Source organism: Actinophytocola sp. (assembly GCF_035942955.1).
GTDB lineage: Bacteria > Actinomycetota > Actinomycetes > Mycobacteriales > Pseudonocardiaceae > DASYTH01.
On record NZ_DASZCQ010000128.1, the window covers coordinates 22,721 to 44,629 of the forward strand.

A 21,909-nucleotide genomic window follows, 5' to 3' on the forward strand; every position below is an offset into this window, starting at 1 on the left:
GTGAGCGAGACCCTGTCGGACGGCACCGCGATCAACCTCGTGCGGGCCGGCGACCCGGATGCCGAGCTGACCGTGGTGCTGGTGCACAGCTACGCGCAGGACCTGCGGATCTGGCACAAGGTCCTGGAGATCCTGCCGCGGGCGACCGAGCGGCCGATCCAGGTGCTGGCCTACGACCACCGCGGGCACGGCGAGTCCGGCCCGGCCGACGAGGCGACGGCGACCGTCGAGCGGCTCGGCGACGACCTGGCCGAGCTGGTCCGGCTCGCCGTCCCACGTGGACGCGTCGTGCTCACCGGACACGGCATGGGCGGGCTGGTGTGCATGGCCCTGACCGCCAGGCAGCCGGAGCTGTTCACCGAACGGGTGGCCGGGCTGGTGTTTCTGTCCACACCGGCCGGTCGGCTCGCCGAGGCCTCCGCGACGCTGCCGCAGTCGGTCGGCCGGCTGGTGCGGGACCTGGAGGCGATCCTCGGCTCCCGCCTCCTCGACCACGTCCGCAACCGCATCGACAAGGCCACGACGATCGGTCTGCGCTGGCTGCTGCTCGGCGACGATCCCGACCCGGCGGACACGGCGCTGGTCGCGCACATGATCTCCAAGCACTGGCCGGACACCGTGGCGCTGTTCCTGCCGGCGCTTGACCGCTACGCCCGTGAGGTGGCGCTGACCGTGGCGGCGGGCACGCCGGTGCTGGCAGTCGTGGGGGACAGGGACCGGTTGGTGCCCGCCGCGCACGCCCGCGCGCTGGCCGGCTCCGTCCAGAGTGGAACCGCCGTGGTGCTGCCCGGTGTAGGTCATATGTTGCCGCTCGAGGGGTCCGCTGAGATCATTCCGCGGATGGTCGGGCTGGTGCACGCCGTGCTACGGGCTACATAACGATCTTCCGCTCACATGAACCCCCGGTGAGGCCGATGCGTAGGTCTGGATCTACACCCGGACTACTTAGGTGGACTACTTAGGTGGAGGCGACGATGCCTGAGTTCGTGAACGGACTTCCGACGCACGTGATGGTGATCCACTTCCTGGTGGTGCTGATGCCTCTCGCGGTGCTCGGCGCGGTGGTAGTCGCGCTGTGGCCGGCCGCCCGGCGGCGCTACGGGTGGCTGGTGGTCGCGGTGGCGGCGGTGGCAACGGCGCTCGTCCCGATCGCCACCGACAGCGGGGAGAGCCTGAAGAACCGGTTGCCGCCGAACTCCCAGATCGACGAGCACGAGCGGCTCGGCAACCAGCTGTTGTGGTACGCGATCCCGCTGCTCGTCGCGGTGGTCGCGCTGATGGTCGTGCACACGATGGGCCAGCGTCAGGCGCTGCGCTGGGCCCGGCTGGCGACGGTGGCGGCCGCGGTGCTCACCCTCGGCCTCGCCGTGGCCGCGGGCATACACGTCTATCGCGTCGGCGACGCGGGGTCGCGCGCGGTGTGGGACTACGTCGAGGACCTCCCGCCGCGGTAGGCCCCCGCTGGGAGCTAGATGATCAGGTCCGGCAGCAGCCCCGGCCGCCGGCGCCGCTTCAGCCAGACCTTGCGGGAGCCGTCCGAGTAGAGCCGCACGGTGGACAGCTCCCATCCGGAGAACTCCGCATGGATCGACAGTTGGGTGGCCGCTGAGCGCCGCGACACCGCCGGCGGCAGCCGCAGCGGCCGGTACTCCCAGTCTCCGTCTATCACCCCGTCGGTATCGCTCATATGGGAATCACCTGCATCCCTCCTCCGGTCGCGGACGCGACGAACACGCGCCCGCTGCCCGGATCCACGGTCACGGTGTTCGGCTGGCCGACGGTCGGGAACCGGTACCGCTCACGGGGTTCCTCGCCCGCCACGTGGTAGCCGACGACTTCGTTGGTGGCGGTCAGCGTGACCCACGCCAGGTCCCGGGCGGGGTCGTAGGCGATGCCGAACGGCGCCTCGCCGACCGGGTAGCGCTGCCTCATCAGCAGGGGGTCGAGGGAGAACGCCAGCAGCGCCCCGCCCCTGGTGTCGACCACCAGCACCCGGCCGAACCGGTCGGTGACCGCGTTGGTCGAGCCCTGCCCGGCGCGCAGCCCCTGCCGGACGGAGCCGGCCGGCACGTCCAGCTCGAACAGGGCGTTGCGCAGCCGGTCGAGCACCACGGCCGCGTCGCCGGTGGACAGCACCCGGTCGGCGCTGAACAGGCCACCCGTGATCACCCGCCGGCCACCCGCGCCGTCCAGCACGGCGACCTCCCGCCGGTCCCGCACGGCCACCAGGGTGCGGTCCCGGAACTGGGCGGCGCTGGCCGGTGTCCCGTCCACGGAGGTCGTCGTGGCGGCGCCGGCCGGCAGCGCGACCCGCACCAGCGCCCGGTCGGCGGCGACGAGCAGCGGTCCGCCCTCGCCGGCCAGCCGCAGATCCTCGGCGACGCCGGGGATCGGCACGGTCCGGGGCGCGGCGTCGAGCGTGTCTACGGAGAACAGCAACACGGCGGGCGGGCCGTCCACGGCCACCGCGAGCAGCCGGGTCGCCGGGTCGACCACCATGGCGGTCGGCCGGCCGGACAGCGGGAGCACCGTGCCGGCGGGCGCCACGGCGGGCCGCGGGGACACCGCGGGGGTGGCGGACACCGGGGAGTCGGTGACCATCAGCTCGTCGTCGGGTTGCGCGTCGGTGGAACACCCGGCGACGAGCGCCGCTGAGCCCACCAGCAGGGTGGCAACCACGCGACGCAACATCGACCTCCCACCGGCCCGTTGACTGCGCGAAGCCCGCCCGACTTCACGTCGCTGTCATCGGAACGTTACGGCCAGCATCCCCTGTGTTTCACCACCCTGGCAAGTGAGCGCCATCAGTCCAGCCGGCGGACCCGCCCGCTGCGCAGGTCGTAGGCGGACGGGACGATTTCCACCGCGCCGGCCTGCGCCGCCGACCCGATCGCGTTGGACCGCTCGGCCAGCTCGACGGCGACGCGTCGCGCCTGGTTGTGCACGCAGGCCAGCCAGAAGGCGGCCGGGTCGGGATCCGGCGGGGTGGACCGGACCGCGGCCTCGATGGCCCTGGCCATGGTGTTGACCGCGCCGGTGGTCGATCCGGCGCCGTGCACGAGGTCGATCGCGGCCCGCACCGCGCCACAGCCGCTGTGGCCGAGCACGACGATCAGCGGAACGTGTAGGTGCTCCGCGGCGTACTCGATGCTGCCGACGACCGCGTCGTCGAGCACCTCGCCCGCGGTGCGCACCGTGAACAGGTCGCCGAGACCCTGGTCGAAGATCAGCTCCGGGGGAACCCGGGAGTCGGCGCAGTCGAGCACGCACGCGAACGGGTGCTGCCCGCCGGCCAGCGACTCGCGCCACGCCGGGTCCTGGTGCGGATGGTCCGGGGTGCCGGCGGCGAAGCGGGCGTTGCCGGACTCCAACCTGCGCCACGCCTCCGCGGCGTCGGGTGGGTCGGGCGGCGCGGTCGGCCGTGACGCGGCGAGGCCGGCGCCGGCGACCAGGCCGGCCGCGGTCGCGGTGCCGGCGGCGAGCAGCAGCCGGCGGGAAAGGACGTGGCTCATGCACGCGATGGTCACGGGCGCGCGCGGAACCCAGCCAGGCGAGCGCCGCCGGTTCGCCCGAATGAGTGAAAACCCGTTGGCGCAGGTGGAGGCTTGTAACGAACTGGTATCACTGGTCGAATCCCTGGTGAGGATGCGGAGGAGGTCAACGGTGACCATCGATCCGATGAACGCGCCCATCTTCGGCGACGTCGCCCGGGTGGATCCACCGCGGCCGGTCCGCATCGCCACCGCCCTCGTGCTGGCCCAGGTCGGGGTCGCCGCCGGCTACCGGCTCTACCTCGCCTTCGATGGCACCTTCTGGCTCTACCTGATCCCGTTCGCGCTGGCCGTCTGGTTCGCGCTGTCCGTGCGTTCCGGCCATAACTGGGCGCGGACCGCGTCGAGCGTGCTGTCCTGTCTCATGATCGCGATGACCGCTCTGATGGTCGATTACTCGCTGTTGGGAATGATTGCACTGGCCGTGTCGGCAGTGTTTCTGCTCACCTCGATCGGAATGATGTGGCGGACCGACGTGAGCGACTACTTTGGGGTATGACGCGATTCTTTTGCGTGCATTTAGCAGTTCAGAGAAATCTGTCCACTGACCTTGCGTGCCCAACCGTGAGCGGCCGGTCAGCACCGGTGTGAACTGCGCGAACCTGGACCCGGGGACTCTTTCAATGCAAGTTACGGCGACGTAGCCTGTCGCCTGACTTGAGGCCCTTCGAGGGGGAGGGCCATGAGTATTCCGAGGAGTGTCCAGATTGAGCGCTACGGCTGCGCGGAGATTGACGGCTCGCTCACGCGAGCTCGTCAATAACTCACCAGTTACGTTCAGCAGGCGAAGTGTTCTCACGGCTGCGGGAGCGATGCTGCTCGCCGGTTGCGCGTCGAACCAGGGTGGTGGCTCGGCCGCCACCGACGTGGAGCTGCCCGAGGTCCGCCTCGGCGTGCTCGGGGTGCCCGACGAGGCGCCACTGCACATCGCCGAGCGGGAAGGGATCTTCGAGAAGTACGGGCTGCGGCCGAGGATGGTCGAGTCGAAGCTCACCGGCGACAACCGGTTCGACCTGGAGCGGGGCAACGAGGACATCCACTTCGACAGCTGGGTGACGATCTTCCTCAACATGCGGGACGGCGCCGACTGGGTGCTGGTCGGCGAGGCGTTCCAGGCCAGCGCGAACACGGCGGTCCTGGTGACCGCGCCCGGCTCGAAGCTGCGGACCGTGCGCGATCTGAAGGGCACCAGGATCGCGGTGAACAACACGGCCGGTCTCGGCGTGCTCCTGATCAACGCGCTGCTCGCCACGAACGGGCTGACCCCGGCCGACGTGCAGATCGTGGAGACGCCGTTCGACCAGATCGGTGCGGCCGTGCAGCGGGGCGATGCGCAGTCCGGTTGGCTGATCGAGCCGTTCCTGACCGTGGCCGCGCTCCAGACCGGCGCCGTGCCGTTCGTCGACACGGCCACCGGCGCGACCCTGGAGCTGCCGCAGTCCGGGTACGTGTGCGCGCGCAGCTTCGCCCAGCGCAACCCGCGCACCGTGCGGGCGTTCCAGAACGCGCTGGTGGAGGCGCAGGTGCGGGCCCAGGACCGGACGGCCCTCGAGCGCGAGTTCACCGACTACCTGCGCAACGCCGGGGTGACCAGCACCGTGGCCTCCCTGATGAACGTGGGCACGTACCCCAGCTCGCTGCGCGCGGTCCGGCCGCAGCGGGTGGCCGACCTGATGGTGTCGCAGGGCATGCTGACCGAGCGGATCAACGTGTCGACGAGGATCTTGACCTAGTCGAGCGGCAGCTCCGGATAGCCGAGCTCGATGTTGCTGACGTCGTCGAGCGCGGCGCGGATGGCCGACGGCAGGGTGAGCTCCTCGGACAGCAGGGAGCCGAGCAGCTGGCCGGTGTCGCGGGCGCCGACGATCGGCGCGACCACGCCGGGCCGGTCGCGGACCCAGGCCAGGGCCACCGACAGCGGCGAGGTGGCCAGCCCGTCGGCGGCGGTGACCACGGCCTGGACGATCCGGGCGGCGCGATCGGTGCGATGGTGCTCGACGTACGGGGCGAGGTGCGGCGACGCCCCGCGCGAGTCGGCCGGGGTGCTGGTCCGGTACTTCCCGGTGAGCACGCCGCGGCCGAGCGGCGCCCAGGGCAGCAACCCGATGCCGTGGTAGGCGGCCGCCGGCGCGACCTCCCGCTCGATCCCACGCTCCAGCAAGGAGTACTCCACCTGGTTGCTCACGATCGGCGCGGTGTCCGAACGCGACAGTGTGGCCGCGGTGGCCAGCTGCCAGCCGGAGTAGTTGGACACCCCGACGTAGCGCGCCTTTCCGGCGCGCACCGCGAAGTCCACAGCGGACAGCGTCTCCTCCAGCGGCACCCGGTCGTCCCAGGCGTGCAGCTGCCACAGGTCGATGTGGTCCACGCCGAGGCGGCGCAGCGATCCGTCCAATGCGGACAGCAGAGCGCCGCGGGACGCGCCGCCGCCAAAGGGCCCGTCGTCGCGCCGGGCCACGGCCTTGGTCGCGAGCACGACGGCGTCGCGGGGCACCAGGTCGCCCAGAATGCCGCCGAGGATCCGCTCGGCCTCTCCGTCGCTGTACACGTCCGCGGTGTCGACCAGGGTGCCGCCGAGGTCCACAAAGGCCACCAGCTGGCTGGCGGCCTCGTCGGCGTCGGTGTCCTTGCCCCAGGTCATGGTGCCCAGCCCCAGCCTGGACACCCGCAGGCCGCTGCGACCGAGGTGTCGTTGCTCCACGGAAAGCGAGCCTAAACGCCGGTCCCGTATCACGATGGCAGGCACACGTCAACGGCGTGGCACGACACAGTTGGCAGCAGGCCAACTAGGAGTAGGGTCGGGCGGGTGCGACTCGGACTGAACCTCGGCTACTGGGGCGCCGGGAACGACGCGGCCAATCTGGAGCTAGCCAAGGAGGCCGACCGGCTCGGCTACGCGGTGGCGTGGGCGGCCGAGGCGTACGGCTCGGACGTGCCGACGGTGCTGGCTTGGGTGGCCGCGCACACCCGGCGGATCGACGTCGGCAGCTCCATCCTGCAGATCCCGGCCAGGGCACCGACGATGGCGGCGATGACCGCGGCGACCCTGGACACGCTGTCCGGCGGGCGGTTCCGGCTCGGGCTCGGCGTGTCCGGCCCGCAGGTCTCCGAGGGTTGGTACGGCGTCAAGTTCGACAAGCCGCTCGGCCGCACCCGCGAGTACGTCGACATCGTCCGCACCGCGCTGCGCCGCGAGCGGGTCAGCTACGCGGGCCGGCATTTCACGCTGCCGCTGCCGGACGGGCCGGGCAAGCCGCTGAAGCTGACCGTGCACCCGGTGCGCGCGGAGATCCCGATCTATCTGGCCTCGATCGGGCCGAAGAACCTTCGGCTCACCGGCGAGATCGCCGACGGCTGGCTGGCCATCTTCTACTCGCCGGAGCACGGGCGCGAGTCGCTCGAGCTGATCAGGCAGGGCCGGGCGAAGGTCGGCAAGACGCTCGACGGCTTCGACGTGGTCCCGACCCTGCCGCTGGTCGTCGACGACGACTGGCGGGCCGCCGCCGACCTCGTGCGGCCGTACGCCGCGCTCTACGTCGGCGGGATGGGCAGCCGCGAGCAGAACTTCTACAACAACCTCGCCTGCCGGATGGGCTACGCCGCCGAGGCGGCCGAGATCCAGGATCTGTACCTGGCCAAGGACTATCTCGGCGCCGCGGCCAAGGTCCCGGTCGGGTTCCTGGACTCGACGTCGCTGCTGGGACCCATGGAGCGGATCGCCGACCGGATGCGGGCGCTGGCCGAAACGGGGGTCACGACCCTGACCGTCTCGGTCGCCCTGCAAGATGTGCAGCGCGGCACGGCGGCGTTGCGCGTGGCCGCGGAAGCTCTGGACAAGGCGGGGGTAGGCGACTGACGCTCGCCACCCGGATGGCGAGGATCGTTCTTGAGTAGCACCATCAGCGTTCTCGACGCTGTCGTTCTCGGGGTCGTCGAGGGGTTGACCGAGTTCCTCCCGGTGTCCTCCACCGGCCACCTGAAGATCACCGAGGGCCTGCTGAAGATCCCCGTCGACGACCCGGCCGTCGTCGGGTTCACCGCGGTGATCCAGGTGGGCGCCATCGCCGCGGTGCTCGTCTACTTCCTCGGCGACATCAGGCGGATCCTCGGCGCCTGGTTCCGGGGGCTGGTGAACCCGGCGGCCCGCGGCGAGCACGACCACCGGTTCGCCTGGTGGGTGATCTTCGCGACCATCCCGATCGTGGTGGTGGGCATCGCCGCCCAGTCGTTGATCAAGGGCCCGCTTGCGTCGCTGTGGATCGTGGCGGGCTCGCTGGTCGTGGGCAGCGGCGTGATGTGGCTGGCCGAGCGCCGGGGAACGCAGAAGCGCGGCGAGAAGGAGGTCACGCTGGCCGACACGATGATCGTCGGCTCGTCGCAGATCCTCGCCCTGCTGTTCCCCGGCTTCTCCCGGTCCGGCGCCACGCTCTCGGCGTCGCTGCTGCTCGGCCTGGACCGGGTCTCGGCCACCCGGCTGTCGTTCTTCCTGTCCATCCCGGCGCTGACCGGCGCCGGCATCTACGAGCTCAAGGACGCCCTCGGCGCCGGCGTCGGCGCCGGCCCGCTGATCGTCGGCACCGTGGTGTCCTTCGTGGTCGCCTACGCCTCGGTCGCCTGGCTGCTGCGGTTCGTCGCCCGGCACAGCATCAACGGCTTCGGCCTGTACCGGGTCCTCGTCGGCCTCCTGCTGTTCGGCCTGCTGGCCGCCGGGACCCTCGAGCCGTAGTCGACTCAGATGTCGGTGACCAGCTTGACGTTCTGCCCGGTAACCGCTGCCACGGACGCGAAATCCCGGTCGTCGCACAGGACCGTGAGGCGCTCGTGCTCCGCGGTCGCGGCGATGAGCAGGTCGACGGCACCGGCCGAGCGATGCTTGCCGGACTCGGTGAGCAACTGTTGTACTTCCGCCGCCCGTTCCCAGGCACGTTCAGCAATCGGCACCCAGCCGAACAGATCACGCAGCAGCCGCACCTTCTCCAACCGGTCCGCAAGGGATCGCGCGGAGTGCAGGAACTCCAACTCCACGACCGGGCAGGTTGCGATGACACCCGCGGCAAGGGCGTCCGACCATGCCTGCCGCAGCTCGTCCTGCAAGATCCGGAACAGGCCGGAGGTGTCGATCAGGTAAAGGGCCGGGATCACCTGCGGTATGCCGCCTTGTTGGCCACGAACTCGTCGAAGTCACCGCGATCGGCCATCTCCCCGAGCCTGGCCAGCGCCCGCTGCCGCACAAGCCGCTGACCCACCTCGCGGAGCGCGGCGTTCACGGTGTCCTTCTTCGTCTTGGTACCCAGGACCTCGGAGGCTGTCGCCAGGGCCTCCTGGTCGATCTCGATCGGGGTCTTGATCGTGGCCATGGCTCGACCTCCTTCGGTGAGACACCATCGGGATATCATCGATATCTACGTCGGATATCCATGATATCCCGATGGGTCAACGGACCTTGGCGAAGAAGTCGCGGATGTCGGGGACCAGGAGGTCGGGGGCCTGGTGGGCGGCGTAGTGGCCGCCGCGGTCGTACTTCGCCCAGTGGATGAGGTTCTTGTGGTCGCGCTCGGCGAAGCGGCGGATGGAGGCGAAGTCGCCGGCGAAGCCCGCCACGCCGATGGGGACGGTGGTGGGCTCGGTGGGGTGGGTGGCCTTGGCGTCCTCGTAGTACAGGCGAATGGCGGACGCCGAGGTGCCGGTGAGCCAGTAGATCGCGACGTTGGTGAGGACGAAGTCGGGCGTGCAGTCCTCGCCCATCAGCTGAGCGTTCCAGCCGAGCAGTCCGGCGGGGGAGTCGGCGAGCGCGAACGCCAGCGTCTGCGGCTGCTGGGCGTGCAGTTGACCGAACGCGCCCATGTTCTCGTGGAACCACTGCAGGTGCGCCAGCGCCGCCTGCTCCTCCTCGGTCAGGTCGGCGAGCTCGGCGGGATCACCGGACGGGAACGAGAAGATCTGCGTGACGTGCACGCCCACCACGTGCTCGGGATCGAGGCGGCCGACCTCGGGGGAGATGAACGAGCCGGCGTCGTTGCCGACCGCGCCGTACCGGGTGTAGCCGAGCCGGGCCATCAGCTCCTTCCAGGCGGCCGCCACCCGGTACCGGTTCCAACCGGTTTCCCTTGTGGGGCCGGAGAAGCCGAAGCCGGGGATGGACGGGATCACCAGGTGGAAGGTCTCCGAGAGCGGTTCGATCACATCGAGGTACTCGACGACCGAGCCCGGCCAGCCGTGCGTGAGGATCAGCGGCAGCGCGTCCGGGTCGGCCGAGCGGATGTGCAGGAAGTGGACATTCTGGCCGTCGATCTCGGTGGTGAACTGCGGGTAGGAGTTGAGCCTCGCCTCCATGGCGCGCCAGTCGTAGCCGTCCAGCCAGTAGTCGGTCAGCTTCTTCACATACTCGACGGGCACGCCGTAGGCTCGGCCGACGCCGGGCAGCTCGTCGGGCCATCGGGTGCGGGACAGCCGGTGGCGCAGCTCGTCCAGATCGGACTGGGGAACGTCGATGCGGAACGGTCGGATCTCGGTGTCGTCAGCCATGCGGGTAGCGTAGGAGACAATTAGGCAAGGTTCATTCCTACTTGGTCTGCAGGCTAGGGCACATGTTGGAGACGTCGGCGCGATTGCTCCGCCTGCTGTCGCTGTTGCAGAGCCGTCCGGATTGGACCGGCACCGAGCTGGCCGAGCGGCTGGGAGTCAGCCGCCGGACGGTGCGCAACGACATCGACCGGCTGCGCAACCTGGGCTATCCGGTGGACGCGACCAGGGGCCCGGTCGGCGGCTACCGGCTGGGGGCCGGCGCCGCGCTGCCGCCGCTGCTGCTCGACGACGAGGAGGCGGTCGCCGTCGCGGTCGGGCTGCGCACCGCGGTGGGCACGGCGATCCTCGGCATCGAGGAGACCTCCCTGCGCGCGCTGACCAAGTTGGAGCAGGTGCTGCCGTCGCGGCTGCGCCGGCGGGTCAACGCGGTGCAGACGTACACCGTTCCGGTGCCGCCCGACCGCGCCGGCCCCGGCGTCGACCCCGCCGTGCTCAGCACGCTGGCCGCGGCCTGCCGCGACCACGAGGTGCTCCGGCTGGACTACCGCGACCACCGCGGCGCGGTGACCCGGCGGGCCGTCGAGCCGTACCGGCTGGTGAACTGGGGCCGCCGCTGGTATCTGGTCGCCTGGGACACCGACCGCCGGGACTGGCGGACGTTCCGGGCCGACCGGATCGCACCGCGCCCGCCGGCCGGGCCGCGGTTCACCCCGCGCGAGCCGCCCGAGCCGGACATCGCGGCCTATGTCTCGCGCCGGGTGTCGGCGGCCGCCTGGCGGTACCGGGCGCGGGTGCTCGTGCACGCCCCGGCCGAGGCCGTGCTGAGCCGGATCACCCCGGCGGTCGGCCTGGTCGAGGCCGTCGACGACACCACATGCGTGCTGGACACCGGCGCCGACGCGCTGGACACGCTCGCCGTCTACCTCGGCATGCTCGGCGTGGACTTCGAGGTGACCGAGCCGCCCGAGCTGGTCGAGCTGATCGCCACGCTCGCCGATCGCTACCACCGGGCGATCCCGCGGCGTACGTAGTCAGATGTCCGTAGGCTGCACCGTGTGGCCACCCTCGTCCTGCTCCGGCACGCCCGGTCGACGGCCAACGGATCGGGTGTGCTCGCCGGCCGGTCGCCGGGCGTCACGCTGGACCCCTCCGGGCAGCGGCAGGCCGCGGCGCTGGTCGACCGGCTGGCCGACGTCCCGCTCGCCGAGATCGTGTGCTCGCCGCTGACCCGCTGCCAGGACACGGTGCGCCCGCTGGCCCTTGCCCGCGGGCTCGACGTGCGCACCGAGGATCGTCTGTCCGAAGTAGACTATGGGGAGTGGACCGGCCGGGAGCTGAAGACCCTGCTCAAGGAGCCACTGTGGACGGTCGTGCAGCAGCACCCGTCCGCCGCGGTGTTTCCGGACGGCGAGGGCCTCGCGGCGGTCCAGGCCCGGTCGGTCGCCGCGGTGCGCGCCCACGACGGCCGGATCACCGCCAAGCACGGCGCCGAGGCGGTCTGGCTGCTGTGCAGCCACGGCGACGTGATCAAGTCCATCCTGGCCGACGCGCTCGGCCAGCACCTCGACACGTTCCAGCGCATCGTGGTCGACCCGGCCTCGGTGTCCGTCGTGCGCTACACCGACACCCGCCCGTTCGTGCTCCGCGTCAACGACACCGGCGGCGAGCTGGCCAGCATCGTCCCCCGCAAGCCCGAACCGGCCGAGTCCGCCGGCGACGCCACCATCGGCGGCTCCACCGGCGACACACGGACAGATCCGCCGACACGTTCTGGGTGAATCGGACGACTTGTGACATGCGCCTGTGCCATCATCAGGCGCCACCGTCGGCCCCCGAGGAGCGTCACCATGTCTCAGCCTTACGGCCAGCAACCCGGATCTTACGGTCAGCCCGGCGCTCCGCAGGGCGGCTACCCGCAGCAGGGCGGCTACCCACCGCAGGGGTACCAGCAGCAGCAGCCCGGTGGCTACCCGCAGTCGCCGCCCGCCGGTTTCCAGCAACCGGCATACGGCCAGCAGCCGACCTACCCGCAGGCGCCCAGCTACGCCCAGGGCACCGGCGGCCTGCCGCAGGCCCCGCCCGACTACGGCCACGGCGCCGGCCCGGCGTCGCGGCCGGGCACGGTGACCGCGGCGGCGGTGCTGGCCTACGTCCAGGCCGGCATCACCCTGATCACCACGATCCTGGGCATCTCCGGCGCCAGCCAGGGCGGATCCAACGCGGTCGTCGGATGGGTCGTCCTGCTCGCCCAGGCCGCCGGCATCGTCCTGCTGATCTGGGGCGGCATTCAGATCACCCAGGGCAAGGGCCGGGTCATCCTGATCGTCGGGGCGGCGCTCGAGCTGGTGATCTGCCTGTTCTACCTCATCGTCTTCGCGGCCGTGCCGGACTACGGGATCGACGTCGTCGAAGGTGCCAAGGCCTTCCTCATCGGCAGCGCGCTGTTCTTCGCGGTCATGCCGGCGATCAGCCTGATCCTCGCCCTGGGCGGGTCGACCACCCAGTGGCTGCGGGCCAGGCGCGGGTTCTGACCCGGGCCGAACCTAGGCGAGCAGCTCGATCTCGGCGAGCGTGGTCGTGCGCTCGCCGGTGTTGGCGGTGATGCGCAGGCGGTAGTGGGCGTACTCGCCGGGGGTACGGACGGTGAAGGCGCGGGTCTGGCGGCGCCAGCGGAACTCCTCGTCGGTGCGGGTGTCGAGGACGGTCCAGGTGGCGCCGTCGTTGGAGCCTTCAAGCACCCAGCTCTTCGGGTCGCCGGGGCGGGAGCCGGAGGTCAGGGTGTAGCGGCGAACGGTGGCGCGGGAGTCACGCAGCGAGTAGCGGATCCACGGGGTGGACGCGCCGAACGTGGTTTCCCGCAGGGTGTCGTCGAAGATCGGGCCGGGGTCGTCGCCGCCGCTCCAGCTCGCCGTGCCCGCGCGGGAGCCGGTGATGTCGTGCAGCGGAAGGGGAATCTCGTCGCCGGTGGTGATCGACGGCGGCAGGGAGTCTGGCGACGTGGCCCAGCGGGACGGCTCGGGCCCCATGACGAAGTCCAGCACCGCGCCGGCGGCGATCACCTCGTGGGCGATGTAGGCCTTGTCGTAGCGCTGCCCGTTGACCTTCAGGCTCTGCACGTACACCTTGCGCGGGCCGTTGTTCGGCGCGTTGATCATCAGCTTGCGGCCGTTCTCCAGGCGCACGGCCGCCTTGCGGAACAGCGGCGACCCGATGACGTAGTACGGGGTGCCCACCTGCAGCGGGTACAGGCCCAGCGCGCTGAACAGCCACCACGCCGACATCTCGCCGTTGTCCTCGTCGCCGCAGTAGCCCTGGCCGATCTCGCTGCCGGAGTAGCCGCGGGACAGGATCTCCCGGACCTTCTCGGCCACCTTCCACGGCCGACCGGCGTAGGCGTACATGTAGATGATGTGGTGCGACGGCTGGTTGCTGTGCCCGTACTGCCCCATCCGCACGTCGCGCGCCTCGGTCATCTCGTGGATGACCGTGCGGTAGGAGCCCGGGAACCGGGCGGTTTCCGGCGTGGTGAAGAACTCGTCCAGCTTGGCCGCCAGCGCCTCCCGGCCGCCGTACAGGTTGGCAAGGCCCTGCCCGTCGTGCGGCACGCTGAACGCGGTGTTCCACCCGTTGGTCTCGGTGTAGTCGAAGCCCCACACCCGCGGGTCGTAGTCGGCGGGGGACAGCCGGCGCGCGTGGTCGGCCCTGCGGCCCTGGAAGAACCCGACGTCCGGGTCGAACAGGTTGACGTAGTGCCGGGCGCGATCGGTGAACCACGCGTGGTTGTCCTCGTCGCCGAGCGCGCGCGCCAGGTTCGCGATGCCGAAGTCGTTGACGCAACCCTCCAGGGTCCAGGAGACGCTCTCGTGCGTCGAGGTCGGCGTGTAGTGCAGGAAGGTCGACTCGCCGATGCCCTTGCGCCCCACCGAATCGTTGGGCGGCAGCACGGTCGCGTTGCGCACGGCCGCCTCGTAGGCGCCGCGCACGTCGAAGTTGGTCACGCCCTTGAGGTAGGCGTCGGCGAAGGCCACGTCGGAGCTGGTTCCGGTCATCAGGTTGGCGTAGCCCGGGGACGACCAGCGGGAGATCCAGCCGCCGTCGCGGTAGTGCTGGACGAACCCGTCGATCAGCTCGCCGCACCGGCCGGGGGCGAGCAGGGCGTAGGCGGGCCAGCAGGTGCGGTACGTGTCCCAGAACCCGTTGTTGACGTACACCTTGCCGGGCACCAGCTTGGCCATCGACGTGGTCGGGGTGTCGGCGCCGAGCCGCGGGGCGAACGGGCTGGCGTAGTACCACTCCGGCCGCTCGGCGGTGCCGGTGTTCTCGTGCCCGCCGTTGGGGTACAGGAACAGCCGGTACAGTCCTGAGTAGAGGGTGACGAGCTGGTCCTCGGTCGCGCCCTCGACCTCCACCCGTTCGAGCACCTCGTCCCACTGCCGCCGGGCCCGGTCGCGGACGTCGTCGAACGTGTCGTCGGTGGCGATCTCCAGGGCGAGGTTCTTCTTGGCCTGCGCCAGGCTGATCAGCGAGGTGGCGATCCGCATGGTGACCACGGTCGGGCCATCGTCCTCGGGGAAGAACTGGAAGAACCCGGTGACCCGGCGCTGCAGGCCGCGCCACAGCTTGCCGCTGTCGGTCACCTGCCGGTCGAACGTGGCGTAGACGAACATCCGGCCCGCGCCCACCGACAGTCCACTTCGGACATCGCTGTAGCCGGAGATGGTCCCGGTGGCCGGATCGAGGGTCAGCCCGCCGTGGCAGCCGACGTTGTCGAAGATCAGGGCGGCGTCCTTGCCGGGGAAGGTGAACCGGAGCATCGCGGCGTGGTCGGCCGGGGCGATCTCGGTCCGGATGCCGTTGTCGAACAGCACGCTGTAGTAGTGCGCCTGGGCGATCTCGTTGTCGTGGCTGAAGGTCAGCGCCCGATGGCGGCGCCCGGCCCGGATCCGTCCTGTCGAGGCGCTCGGCATGACGTGGAATGTCTGCCGGTCGCCCATCCACGGGCTGGGCAGGTGGCTGCACCCGAACGCCTGCAGCGCGGCGCCCCGGTGGTACTCGTAGAACCAGTTGGTCACGCAGGCCTTGGTGATCGGCGTCCAGAAGTTGAACCCGTGCGGCACCGCGGTCGCCGGGAAGGTGTTACCCCGCGAGAAGTCCCTTGTGGAGTTGGTGCCCCGGGTGGTGAGCACGTAGTCGGTCGGCCGGTCGCGCGGCCGCCGCGGCACGGCACGGATCGCCAGGTCGTCGATCCAGCCCGACACGTCGGCCGGCCCGGCCGGCCCGTCGTAGCCGACCAGGATCTTCATGATCGTCCTGCCCTCGGCCACCTCGCCCAGCCGCACGGCCCGCCGGTTCCACTGGTTGACGTACAGCGCCTTGGACTCGCCCTGCCCCCGCGGCGACAGCCCGAAGCCGAGGTGGTCGGTGGCGCCGAGCTCGCTGAGGAACGTGCCGTCGTCGAAGGCGAGGTCGATCGCGACGTGGGTGGCCGCGTCGGTCTCCGGGAAGATCACGTAGGACAGCTCGGTGTCCGCGGTCACCGGCACCTCGGTCCAGAACAGCTTGTTGAACACGTGCGCCGGCCCGGTCGCGCGGTGCGCGCCCTGGTACCGCAGTGACCGCGCGCCGGTGAACCCGGCGTGGGTCCGGGCGGTGTAGGCGCGACCCGGCCCGCTTCCGGCGTGGGTGCGCAGGGTGGCGCCGTCGGCCCGCGGCTTGCCGTCGTCGTCGGTGTCGACGGTGTCGGACCAGGTGGGCGCCGGGTCGGACTCCTCGAACGACGTGAAGAAGTCCTCGGCGCTCATGCCACCGCTCCCTTTCCTAGGATCAAGCTGCCGACCCGATGACTGGAGATCTTCGCCGAATGTCCGTGACACCCGAACTCCGGGCCGACATCCTGGCCCTGGAGGTGGTCGCGGCTCAAGGGTGGCCCGCGCCGGAGACCGCCCGGCTCGGCGACTGGCTGCTGCGGGCGGGGGAGGGCTGGACCCGCCGGGCCAACTCGGCGCTGCTGGTCGGCGACCCCGGGCTGCCGCTGACCGAGGCCCTCGACCGGGTCCGCGCCTGGTACGCCGAGCGCGGCCTGCCGCCGAGGCTGGCCGTCCCGCTGCCGGCCATGGCCAACGTCGACGAGGTCGCGGCCGCCCTCGGCTGGGAGTTCGACATCGACGCCGAGGTCCTGACCGCGCCGGTGACCCCGGGCCCGCCCGACTCCGGGGTCACGTTCGCGCCCACGCCCGACGCCGGCTGGATCGCCGTCTACCGGGCCAAGACCGTTCCGCCCGTGGGCGTCCGGATCCTGGCCGCGCCGGACACCGTGACCTTTGGGTCCATTGTGGACGGTGGACGGACCGTGGCGATCGGCCGCGGCGTCGTCGTTGCCGGCTGGCTCGGCGTGACCTCCATGGAGGTGCTGCCCGAGCACCGCCGGCGCGGCCTTGCCGCCCGGATGCTGCGCGCGCTGCTGGCCTGGGGCGCCTCCCACGGCGCGACACGGTGCTACCTGCAGTTCGAGTCCACCAACGAACCCGCCCGGGCCTTCTATCGCGGGATGGGCTTCACCCGACATCATCATTACCGCAACCGTGTCTGGCGAAGGGACGCCCGATGAGCACCGCCGACGAGATCCGCGACCTGGCCGCGGGTTGGACCATCCCCACGCTCCTGCGCCGAAACGCCATCGAGCACGCCGAGCACCCCGCGCTGACCGAGGGGATCGGCGACAAGGCGCTGACCTACAGCTGGTCGCGGCTGCGCTCGGAGATCGCCGCGTTCACCCACGGCCTTGCCGGCCTCGGGCTGAACCGGGGCGACCGGATGCTGATCATGATGTCGAAGCGGCCCGAGCACTGGGTGGCCGACCTCGCCGCCGTGCACCTCGGCGCGATCCCGTGCACCACCTACGAGACGCTCAGCTCCGACCAGGTCCGGTTCGTGGCCAGGCACAGCGCCGCCCCGGTGATCGTGGCCGAGGGCGCCGTCCAGCTCGAGCGGCTGCTGCCGGTGCTCGACGACCTCCCGGCGCTGCGCCGGGTGATCGTGCTCGACGAGGACGCCATGCCGTCCGGCGACGACCGGTTCGTCGGCTACGAGGAGGTCTGGGAGAGCGGCGGCATCCAACGCGCCGACCGGGCCGCGGAGTTCGAGCGGCTCACCGACGCCGCCACGCCCGAGCGGCCGCTGTGCATGATCTACACCTCGGGCACGACCGGCGACCCTAAGGGCGTGGTGCTCACCCACGCCAACGCGATCTACCAGGCGGTGATGTCGGACCGGGTCTGGCCGGAGTTCGTCGAGCACCCGCGCACCGTGGCGTACCTGCCGCTTGCGCACATCGCCGAGCGGATGCTCGGCATCTACCTGCCGATCTGGCAGGCCGGGCACGTCACGATCTGCGCCGACCCGGCCCAGCTGGTGCCCACCCTGCTTGCGGTGCGGCCGCACGGGTTCTTCGGCGTGCCCCGGGTGTGGGAGAAGATGGCCGCCGCGCTGCGGGCCGGGCTCGACGCGCTGCCCGCCGAGCAGCGCGCCCACGTCGACGCCGCCCGCGAGCTGGCCCTGCGGGTGTACCGGCTGCGGGCCGACGGCGCCGAGGTCCCCGCCGACCTCGCCGCGCGGTTCGAGCAGGTGGACGCCGCCGTGCTGCGGCCGATCCGGGCCCGGCTCGGCCTCGACGAGTCCCTGCGCAACTCCAGCGGCGCCGCGCCGATCCCGGTGGCCGTGCTGGAGTTCCTGGCCGGCATCGGCCTGACCGTCACCGAGGTGTGGGGCCTTTCGGAGACCACCGGCGCGGCGACGCTGAGCCGGCCGGACGCCTTCGGTCCCGGCACCGTCGGCGCCGTCGGCCCCGGCGTGGAGGTCCGCCTCGCCGACGACGGCGAGATCCTCGTCCGCGGGCCGATCGTGTTCGCCGGCTATCTGCAGGAGGACGGCACGATCCGCCCGGACACCGACGCCGACGGCTGGCTGGCCACCGGCGACATCGGCACCCTCGACGAGCGCGGCCTGCTGTCGATCACCGACCGCAAGAAGGAGCTGATCATCACCTCCGGCGGCAAGAACGTCGCTCCGTCCAAAGTGGAGGGTCTGCTCCGGGCGCACCCGCTGATCGGCCAGGCGGTCTGCGTCGGCGACCGGCGCCCGTACCTGACCGCGCTGCTCGTGCTGGACGAGGAGGCGGCGCCGGTCTGGGCCGCCGCCCGCGGCATCACCGGCGATCTGGCCGCGCTGGCCGCGCACCCCGAGGTCCGGCGTGAGCTCGCCGCGGCCGTGGATGCGGCCAACGCCGTGCTGTCCCGGGTCGAGCAGATCAAGTACTTCCACGTCGTGGACCGCCCGTGGAGCGCCGAGTCCGGGGAGCTGACCCCGACCCTGAAGCTGCGCCGCCGGGTGATCGCCGAGCGGTACGCCGGCGAAATCGACAAGCTGTACGCGGAAGCCCTGCAGACGTCCGGGTAGAAGGAGAGATCAATGCGATACCGCACGCTGGGCCGGACCGGCCTGGAGGTGTCGGAGATCGGGTACGGTGCATGGGGGATCGGCGAGCGGCGGTGGATCGGCGCCACCGAGGACGAGTCGGTGCGGGCGCTGCACCGGGCGATCGAGCTCGGCGTGAACTTCATCGACACCGCCCGCAGCTACGGCGAGAGCGAGCGCATCGTCGGCAAGGTCCTGCGCGACCACCCGGGTGAACGGATCTTCGTGGCGACGAAGGTGGCGCCGGCGAACCTGGAGTGGCCGGCCCGCGACGGCCTCGACCCGGCCGAGGTGTTCCCCGGCCACCACATCCGCGCCAGCCTGGAGACCAGCCTGCGCGCCTCCGGCCTGGAGGCGTTCGACGTCGTGCAGCTACACGTGTGGAGCGACGAGTGGATCGGCCGCGGGGACTGGCTGGAGACCATCGCCGCGCTGCGGGACGAGGGCAAGCTACGGTTCTTCGGGGTGTCCATCAACGACTACCAGCCGGAGAACGTGCTCGGTCTGATCGAAAGTGGACATGTCGACACCGTTCAGGTGATCTACAACGTCTTCCACCAGGCGCCGCGGGAGCGGCTGCTGCCCGCCTGCGCCGAGCACGACATCGGGGTGATCGTCCGGGTGGCGCTCGACGAGGGCGGCCTCACCGGAACCATCACGGCCGACTCCACCTTCCCCGATGGCGACTTCCGCCGCGTCTACTTCCAGGGCGACCGCCCGGCCCAGATCGAGCGCCGGGTCAACGCCCTCGTCGACGACCTCGGCATCACGCCCGACCAGGTGGCCGAGATCGCGCTCCGCTACGTCCTCAGCCACCCCGCCGTGTCGACCGTGATCCCGGGCATGCGCAACGTCCGCAACGTCGAACGCAACGCCGCCATCGGCGACGCCGGCCCCCTCACCGACGACCAACTGGCCACACTGACCCGCCACCGCTGGGAACGCAACTTCTACCTGCCGGCCTGACACCGTCCTCACCGAAGGAAGCGAGGTCTCACCGCCGCAGTGGCGGGGCTTGTGTTGTCGGGTACCGAACATGATCGCCGCGGGGAACGAGGCGCCGCCGCGCGCCGCGCGCGCGGCGCGGTCTCGTTCCGCACGATGTTCGAGAAGTTGCCCTGAGGAAAGCCACATCACGTGGCGCCTCGGCTCAAACCGTGGAGAGGAACCGGTCGAGCACGTTGGCACCGAATCGGAGGCCTTCAATGGGGACCCGTTCGTCGACGCCGTGGGCCATTGCGCGGTAGTCGAAGCCCTCCGGTAGGAGCAGGGGAGCGAAGCCGAAGCAGTCCATGCCCAGCTGGGAGAATGCCTTCGCGTCGGTGCCGCCGCCCATGCAGTAGGGGACGACCACGGCGTCCGGGTCCTCGGCGCGCAACGCGTCGGCCATCGCGGTGAACCACGGGGAGTCGACCGGGGCCTGCACGGGCGGTTGCCGGGTGATGAAGTCGCGGCGCACGCCGGGGCCGAGCAGAGCGTCCACTTCGGACAGTAGCTCCTCCTCGGTGCCCGGCAGCACCCGGGTGTCCACCTGGGCCTGCGCCACCCCGGGGATCACGTTGACCTTGTAGCCGGCGTTGAGCACGGTCGGCGTGGTGCTGTTGCGTACCGTGCTCTCGGCCAGCTTCGCCGCCGGCCCGAGGCGCGCCAGCGTGGCGTCCACATCGGACAGATCGACTTCTACGCCGAGCGCGGCTCCGGTCCGCTCGATATAGGCCCGCACGGCCGGGATCAGCCGCACCGGCCAGCGGTGCGCGGCCAGCCGGGCCAGCGCGTTCACCAGCGTGACCACCGCGTTGTCGTCGTTGCGCCGGGACCCGTGCCCGGCCCGGCCGGTCGCGGTCAGCATCAGGTGCGACGTGCCGCGCTCGGCGGTGCCCACCGGGTACAGCTGCACACGCCGGCCGGACGCCGACCGCATCGGGATCGTGTAGCCGCCGGACTCGCCGATCGCCGCCCGGCAGCCGGCGAACAGCTCGGCGTGCTCGTCGACCAGCCAGTGCGCGCCGTAGTCGCCGCGGTCCTCCTCGTCGGCGACGAACGCGAGCACCAGCCCCCGCCGCGGGCCGCGCCCCTCCGCCGCCCAGCGGTGCACCACCGTGAGCAGCATGGCGCACATGTCCTTCATGTCCACCGCGCCGCGCCCCCACACGTAGCCGTCGCGGATCTCGCCGGCGAACGGAGGCACCGACCACTCGCCCGGGTCGGCCGGCACCACGTCGAGGTGGGCGTGCACCAGGATCGGGTCCAGCGCCGGGTCAAGGCCGGGCAGGTGGGCCACCACGTTGGTGCGCCGCGGCGCCCGCTCCAGCGTCAGCGGCTTGAGCCCGGCGTCGACCAGGTGATCGGCGACGAACTCGGCGGCCTCGCGCTCCCCGCAACACTGGCCGTGCCCCCGGTTCGTGGTGTCGAACCTGATCAGCTGGGCGCACAGCTCCTCGACCGCGTCAACCATAAGCACCCTCCACGGCCCCCGAGGCTATCGCGGTGACCACCTTGAACGCCTTCATCGCCTCGGTTATCGTCGGCGCGTCGAACCCGACCCGACGCACCCCGACCAGCTCGACCGTGGGTATCACCGCGGCCGCGTGGGCCAAGTGTGTGGCGTCGAACTCAACCTCGATTCGATGCGAGCTTGACGCCGGCTCAACCCGCCCGGCCATGGCCATGCCGGTCTTGGCGGCCTGGAAGATCTCCGCGGCGGTGTGCTTGGGCGGGGAGCAGATCGCGGCGTAGCGGCTGACGCATTCCTTCACCGCGACGCGCCGCGCGCCCGGCGCGTAGTCCTCGGCATCCACGCAGGTCAGGTCGTCGCCGGTGACCAGGAGCACGGGCACGCCGTGCTCGGCGGCCATGGCCGCGTTGAGCCGGCCCTCGCTGGCCAGCACCCCGTCGAGCCAGACCCCGGTGATGGAGTTCGGCAGGTAGGTGTGCGACAGCACGCCGTCGACGCCGGCGCCGGCGTGGTAGCCGAGGAACACCACGCCATCCATTCCCGCGTCGATGCCCTGCATCATCGACAGCGGCTTGTGCCGGCCGGTGAGCAGGCGCGCCCGGGGTTCGAGCTCCTCGAGCAGCAGGTTGCGCTGGCTGGAGTGCGCCTCGTTGACCAGCACCTCGGTGGCGCCGCCGTCGACAAGCCCGGCCACACAGGCGTTCACGTCGCCGGTGAACATCCGGCGGAACCGCTGCCACTGCTCGGTGCCGGGCTCCACGTCGGCGGCCCAGGTGACGCCGGTGGCGCCCTCCATGTCCGCCGAAATCATGATCCGCATGCGCGCTACGTTACTTCTTGGCACCACTCGCCGGCAGTCATTGACTTTGTAGGCCGGTAGATGGTTACTTCCTTGCAATCCGGGAA

General features: G+C 71.2%; 22 protein-coding genes. 12 read left to right on the top strand and 10 right to left on the bottom strand.

The genetic code is table 11. The features are described 5' to 3' along the window. Entirely contained in the window at positions 1 to 879 is an 879-nt protein-coding gene (locus VGX25_RS12565) for an alpha/beta fold hydrolase (protein ID WP_326917861.1), read from the top strand. Between the two features lie 95 nt (positions 880 to 974). Beyond that, positions 975 to 1,454: a DUF2231 domain-containing protein gene (locus VGX25_RS12570; RefSeq protein WP_326917863.1), complete on the top strand. Its 480-nt coding sequence runs from the start codon at positions 975 to 977 to the stop codon at positions 1,452 to 1,454. A 14-nt stretch (positions 1,455 to 1,468) separates the two neighbouring features. Here the strand turns inward: VGX25_RS12570 and VGX25_RS12575 are convergent, their stop codons facing one another. The 3 genes from VGX25_RS12575 to VGX25_RS12585 form a co-directional block, all read right to left on the bottom strand. Next, positions 1,469 to 1,687: a DUF5703 family protein gene (locus tag VGX25_RS12575; protein ID WP_326917864.1), complete on the bottom strand. Its 219-nt coding sequence runs from the start codon at positions 1,685 to 1,687 to the stop codon at positions 1,469 to 1,471. Continuing rightward, positions 1,684 to 2,691 (bottom strand): hypothetical protein, encoded by a 1,008-nt coding sequence (locus tag VGX25_RS12580; RefSeq protein WP_326917865.1) that lies wholly within the window; start codon positions 2,689 to 2,691, stop codon positions 1,684 to 1,686. Before VGX25_RS12580 ends, VGX25_RS12575 begins: the two co-directional genes overlap by 4 nt. Before the next feature lie 113 nt (positions 2,692 to 2,804). Then, positions 2,805 to 3,512, bottom strand: a complete 708-nt coding sequence (locus VGX25_RS12585; protein ID WP_326917867.1) for a carbonic anhydrase — start codon at positions 3,510 to 3,512, stop codon at positions 2,805 to 2,807. 151 nt (positions 3,513 to 3,663) lie between these two features. Here VGX25_RS12585 and VGX25_RS12590 point away from each other — a divergent pair, with 151 nt between their 5' ends. Further along, positions 3,664 to 4,050: a hypothetical protein gene (locus VGX25_RS12590; RefSeq protein WP_326917869.1), complete on the top strand. Its 387-nt coding sequence runs from the start codon at positions 3,664 to 3,666 to the stop codon at positions 4,048 to 4,050. A 313-nt stretch (positions 4,051 to 4,363) separates the two neighbouring features. Next, on the top strand, positions 4,364 to 5,284 hold the full coding sequence (locus VGX25_RS12595) for an ABC transporter substrate-binding protein (protein ID WP_326917870.1): 921 nt from the start codon (positions 4,364 to 4,366) through the stop codon (positions 5,282 to 5,284). Here the strand turns inward: VGX25_RS12595 and VGX25_RS12600 are convergent. Then, positions 5,281 to 6,252, bottom strand: a complete 972-nt coding sequence (locus tag VGX25_RS12600) for an aldo/keto reductase (RefSeq protein ID WP_326917871.1) — start codon at positions 6,250 to 6,252, stop codon at positions 5,281 to 5,283. The two genes, VGX25_RS12595 and VGX25_RS12600, sit on opposite strands and share 4 nt — an antisense overlap. 105 nt (positions 6,253 to 6,357) lie before the next feature. Here VGX25_RS12600 and VGX25_RS12605 point away from each other — a divergent pair, with 105 nt between their 5' ends. Together VGX25_RS12605 and VGX25_RS12610 are read left to right on the top strand one after the other, a co-directional pair. Then, positions 6,358 to 7,407, top strand: a complete 1,050-nt coding sequence (locus VGX25_RS12605) for an LLM class F420-dependent oxidoreductase (protein ID WP_326917873.1) — start codon at positions 6,358 to 6,360, stop codon at positions 7,405 to 7,407. 30 nt (positions 7,408 to 7,437) lie between these two features. Further along, on the top strand, positions 7,438 to 8,277 hold the full coding sequence (locus VGX25_RS12610) for an undecaprenyl-diphosphate phosphatase (RefSeq protein WP_326917874.1): 840 nt from the start codon (positions 7,438 to 7,440) through the stop codon (positions 8,275 to 8,277). Positions 8,278 to 8,282: 5 nt separating this feature from the next. Here the strand turns inward: VGX25_RS12610 and VGX25_RS12615 are convergent, their stop codons facing one another. From VGX25_RS12615 to VGX25_RS12625, 3 genes are all read right to left on the bottom strand, one after another. Next, on the bottom strand, positions 8,283 to 8,693 hold the full coding sequence (locus VGX25_RS12615; RefSeq protein WP_326917876.1) for a PIN domain nuclease: 411 nt from the start codon (positions 8,691 to 8,693) through the stop codon (positions 8,283 to 8,285). Then, positions 8,690 to 8,908, bottom strand: coding sequence for a type II toxin-antitoxin system VapB family antitoxin (locus tag VGX25_RS12620; protein WP_326917877.1), 219 nt, complete (start codon positions 8,906 to 8,908; stop codon positions 8,690 to 8,692). Before VGX25_RS12620 ends, VGX25_RS12615 begins: the two co-directional genes overlap by 4 nt. 76 nt (positions 8,909 to 8,984) lie before the next feature. Beyond that, positions 8,985 to 10,076 carry an epoxide hydrolase gene (locus VGX25_RS12625; RefSeq protein ID WP_326917878.1) on the bottom strand — a complete coding sequence of 364 codons (1,092 nt, stop codon included), beginning with the start codon at positions 10,074 to 10,076 and terminating at the stop codon, positions 8,985 to 8,987. A 62-nt stretch (positions 10,077 to 10,138) separates the two neighbouring features. Between VGX25_RS12625 and VGX25_RS12630 the strand changes: the two genes are divergently transcribed. The 3 genes from VGX25_RS12630 to VGX25_RS12640 all read left to right on the top strand — a co-directional run bounded on the left by VGX25_RS12630 (position 10,139) and on the right by VGX25_RS12640 (position 12,607). Next, the gene (locus VGX25_RS12630; protein WP_326917879.1) at positions 10,139 to 11,107 is read left to right on the top strand and encodes a YafY family protein; all 969 of its coding nucleotides are present in this window, start codon (positions 10,139 to 10,141) and stop codon (positions 11,105 to 11,107) included. A gap of 24 nt (positions 11,108 to 11,131) precedes the next feature. Then, the gene (locus VGX25_RS12635) at positions 11,132 to 11,854 is read left to right on the top strand and encodes a histidine phosphatase family protein (RefSeq protein ID WP_326917880.1); all 723 of its coding nucleotides are present in this window, start codon (positions 11,132 to 11,134) and stop codon (positions 11,852 to 11,854) included. A 69-nt stretch (positions 11,855 to 11,923) separates the two neighbouring features. Continuing rightward, a complete protein-coding gene (locus tag VGX25_RS12640; protein ID WP_326917881.1) occupies positions 11,924 to 12,607 on the top strand; it encodes a hypothetical protein in 684 nt (227 codons plus the stop codon). Between the two features lie 12 nt (positions 12,608 to 12,619). Here the strand turns inward: VGX25_RS12640 and VGX25_RS12645 are convergent, their stop codons facing one another. Further along, a complete protein-coding gene (locus VGX25_RS12645) occupies positions 12,620 to 15,877 on the bottom strand; it encodes a GH92 family glycosyl hydrolase (protein WP_326917883.1) in 3,258 nt (1,085 codons plus the stop codon). A gap of 59 nt (positions 15,878 to 15,936) precedes the next feature. Between VGX25_RS12645 and VGX25_RS12650 the strand changes: the two genes are divergently transcribed. Genes VGX25_RS12650 through VGX25_RS12660 form a run of 3 tightly spaced genes read left to right on the top strand, consistent with a single transcriptional unit; the run spans position 15,937 to position 19,514 of the window. Continuing rightward, the gene (locus VGX25_RS12650) at positions 15,937 to 16,683 is read left to right on the top strand and encodes a GNAT family N-acetyltransferase (RefSeq protein WP_326917885.1); all 747 of its coding nucleotides are present in this window, start codon (positions 15,937 to 15,939) and stop codon (positions 16,681 to 16,683) included. Then, the gene (locus VGX25_RS12655; RefSeq protein ID WP_326917887.1) at positions 16,680 to 18,530 is read left to right on the top strand and encodes an AMP-dependent synthetase/ligase; all 1,851 of its coding nucleotides are present in this window, start codon (positions 16,680 to 16,682) and stop codon (positions 18,528 to 18,530) included. Before VGX25_RS12650 ends, VGX25_RS12655 begins: the two co-directional genes overlap by 4 nt. Positions 18,531 to 18,542: 12 nt before the next feature. Beyond that, positions 18,543 to 19,514 carry an aldo/keto reductase gene (locus VGX25_RS12660; protein WP_326917889.1) on the top strand — a complete coding sequence of 324 codons (972 nt, stop codon included), beginning with the start codon at positions 18,543 to 18,545 and terminating at the stop codon, positions 19,512 to 19,514. 184 nt (positions 19,515 to 19,698) lie between these two features. On the opposite strand, the gene VGX25_RS12665 is transcribed toward VGX25_RS12660, so the two are convergent. Then, the gene (locus VGX25_RS12665) at positions 19,699 to 21,003 is read right to left on the bottom strand and encodes a M20/M25/M40 family metallo-hydrolase (RefSeq protein WP_326917890.1); all 1,305 of its coding nucleotides are present in this window, start codon (positions 21,001 to 21,003) and stop codon (positions 19,699 to 19,701) included. Further along, the gene (locus VGX25_RS12670) at positions 20,996 to 21,823 is read right to left on the bottom strand and encodes a M55 family metallopeptidase (protein ID WP_326917891.1); all 828 of its coding nucleotides are present in this window, start codon (positions 21,821 to 21,823) and stop codon (positions 20,996 to 20,998) included. The genes VGX25_RS12665 and VGX25_RS12670 overlap by 8 nt, the downstream gene beginning before the upstream one ends. Positions 21,824 to 21,909: the final 86 nt, after the last annotated feature.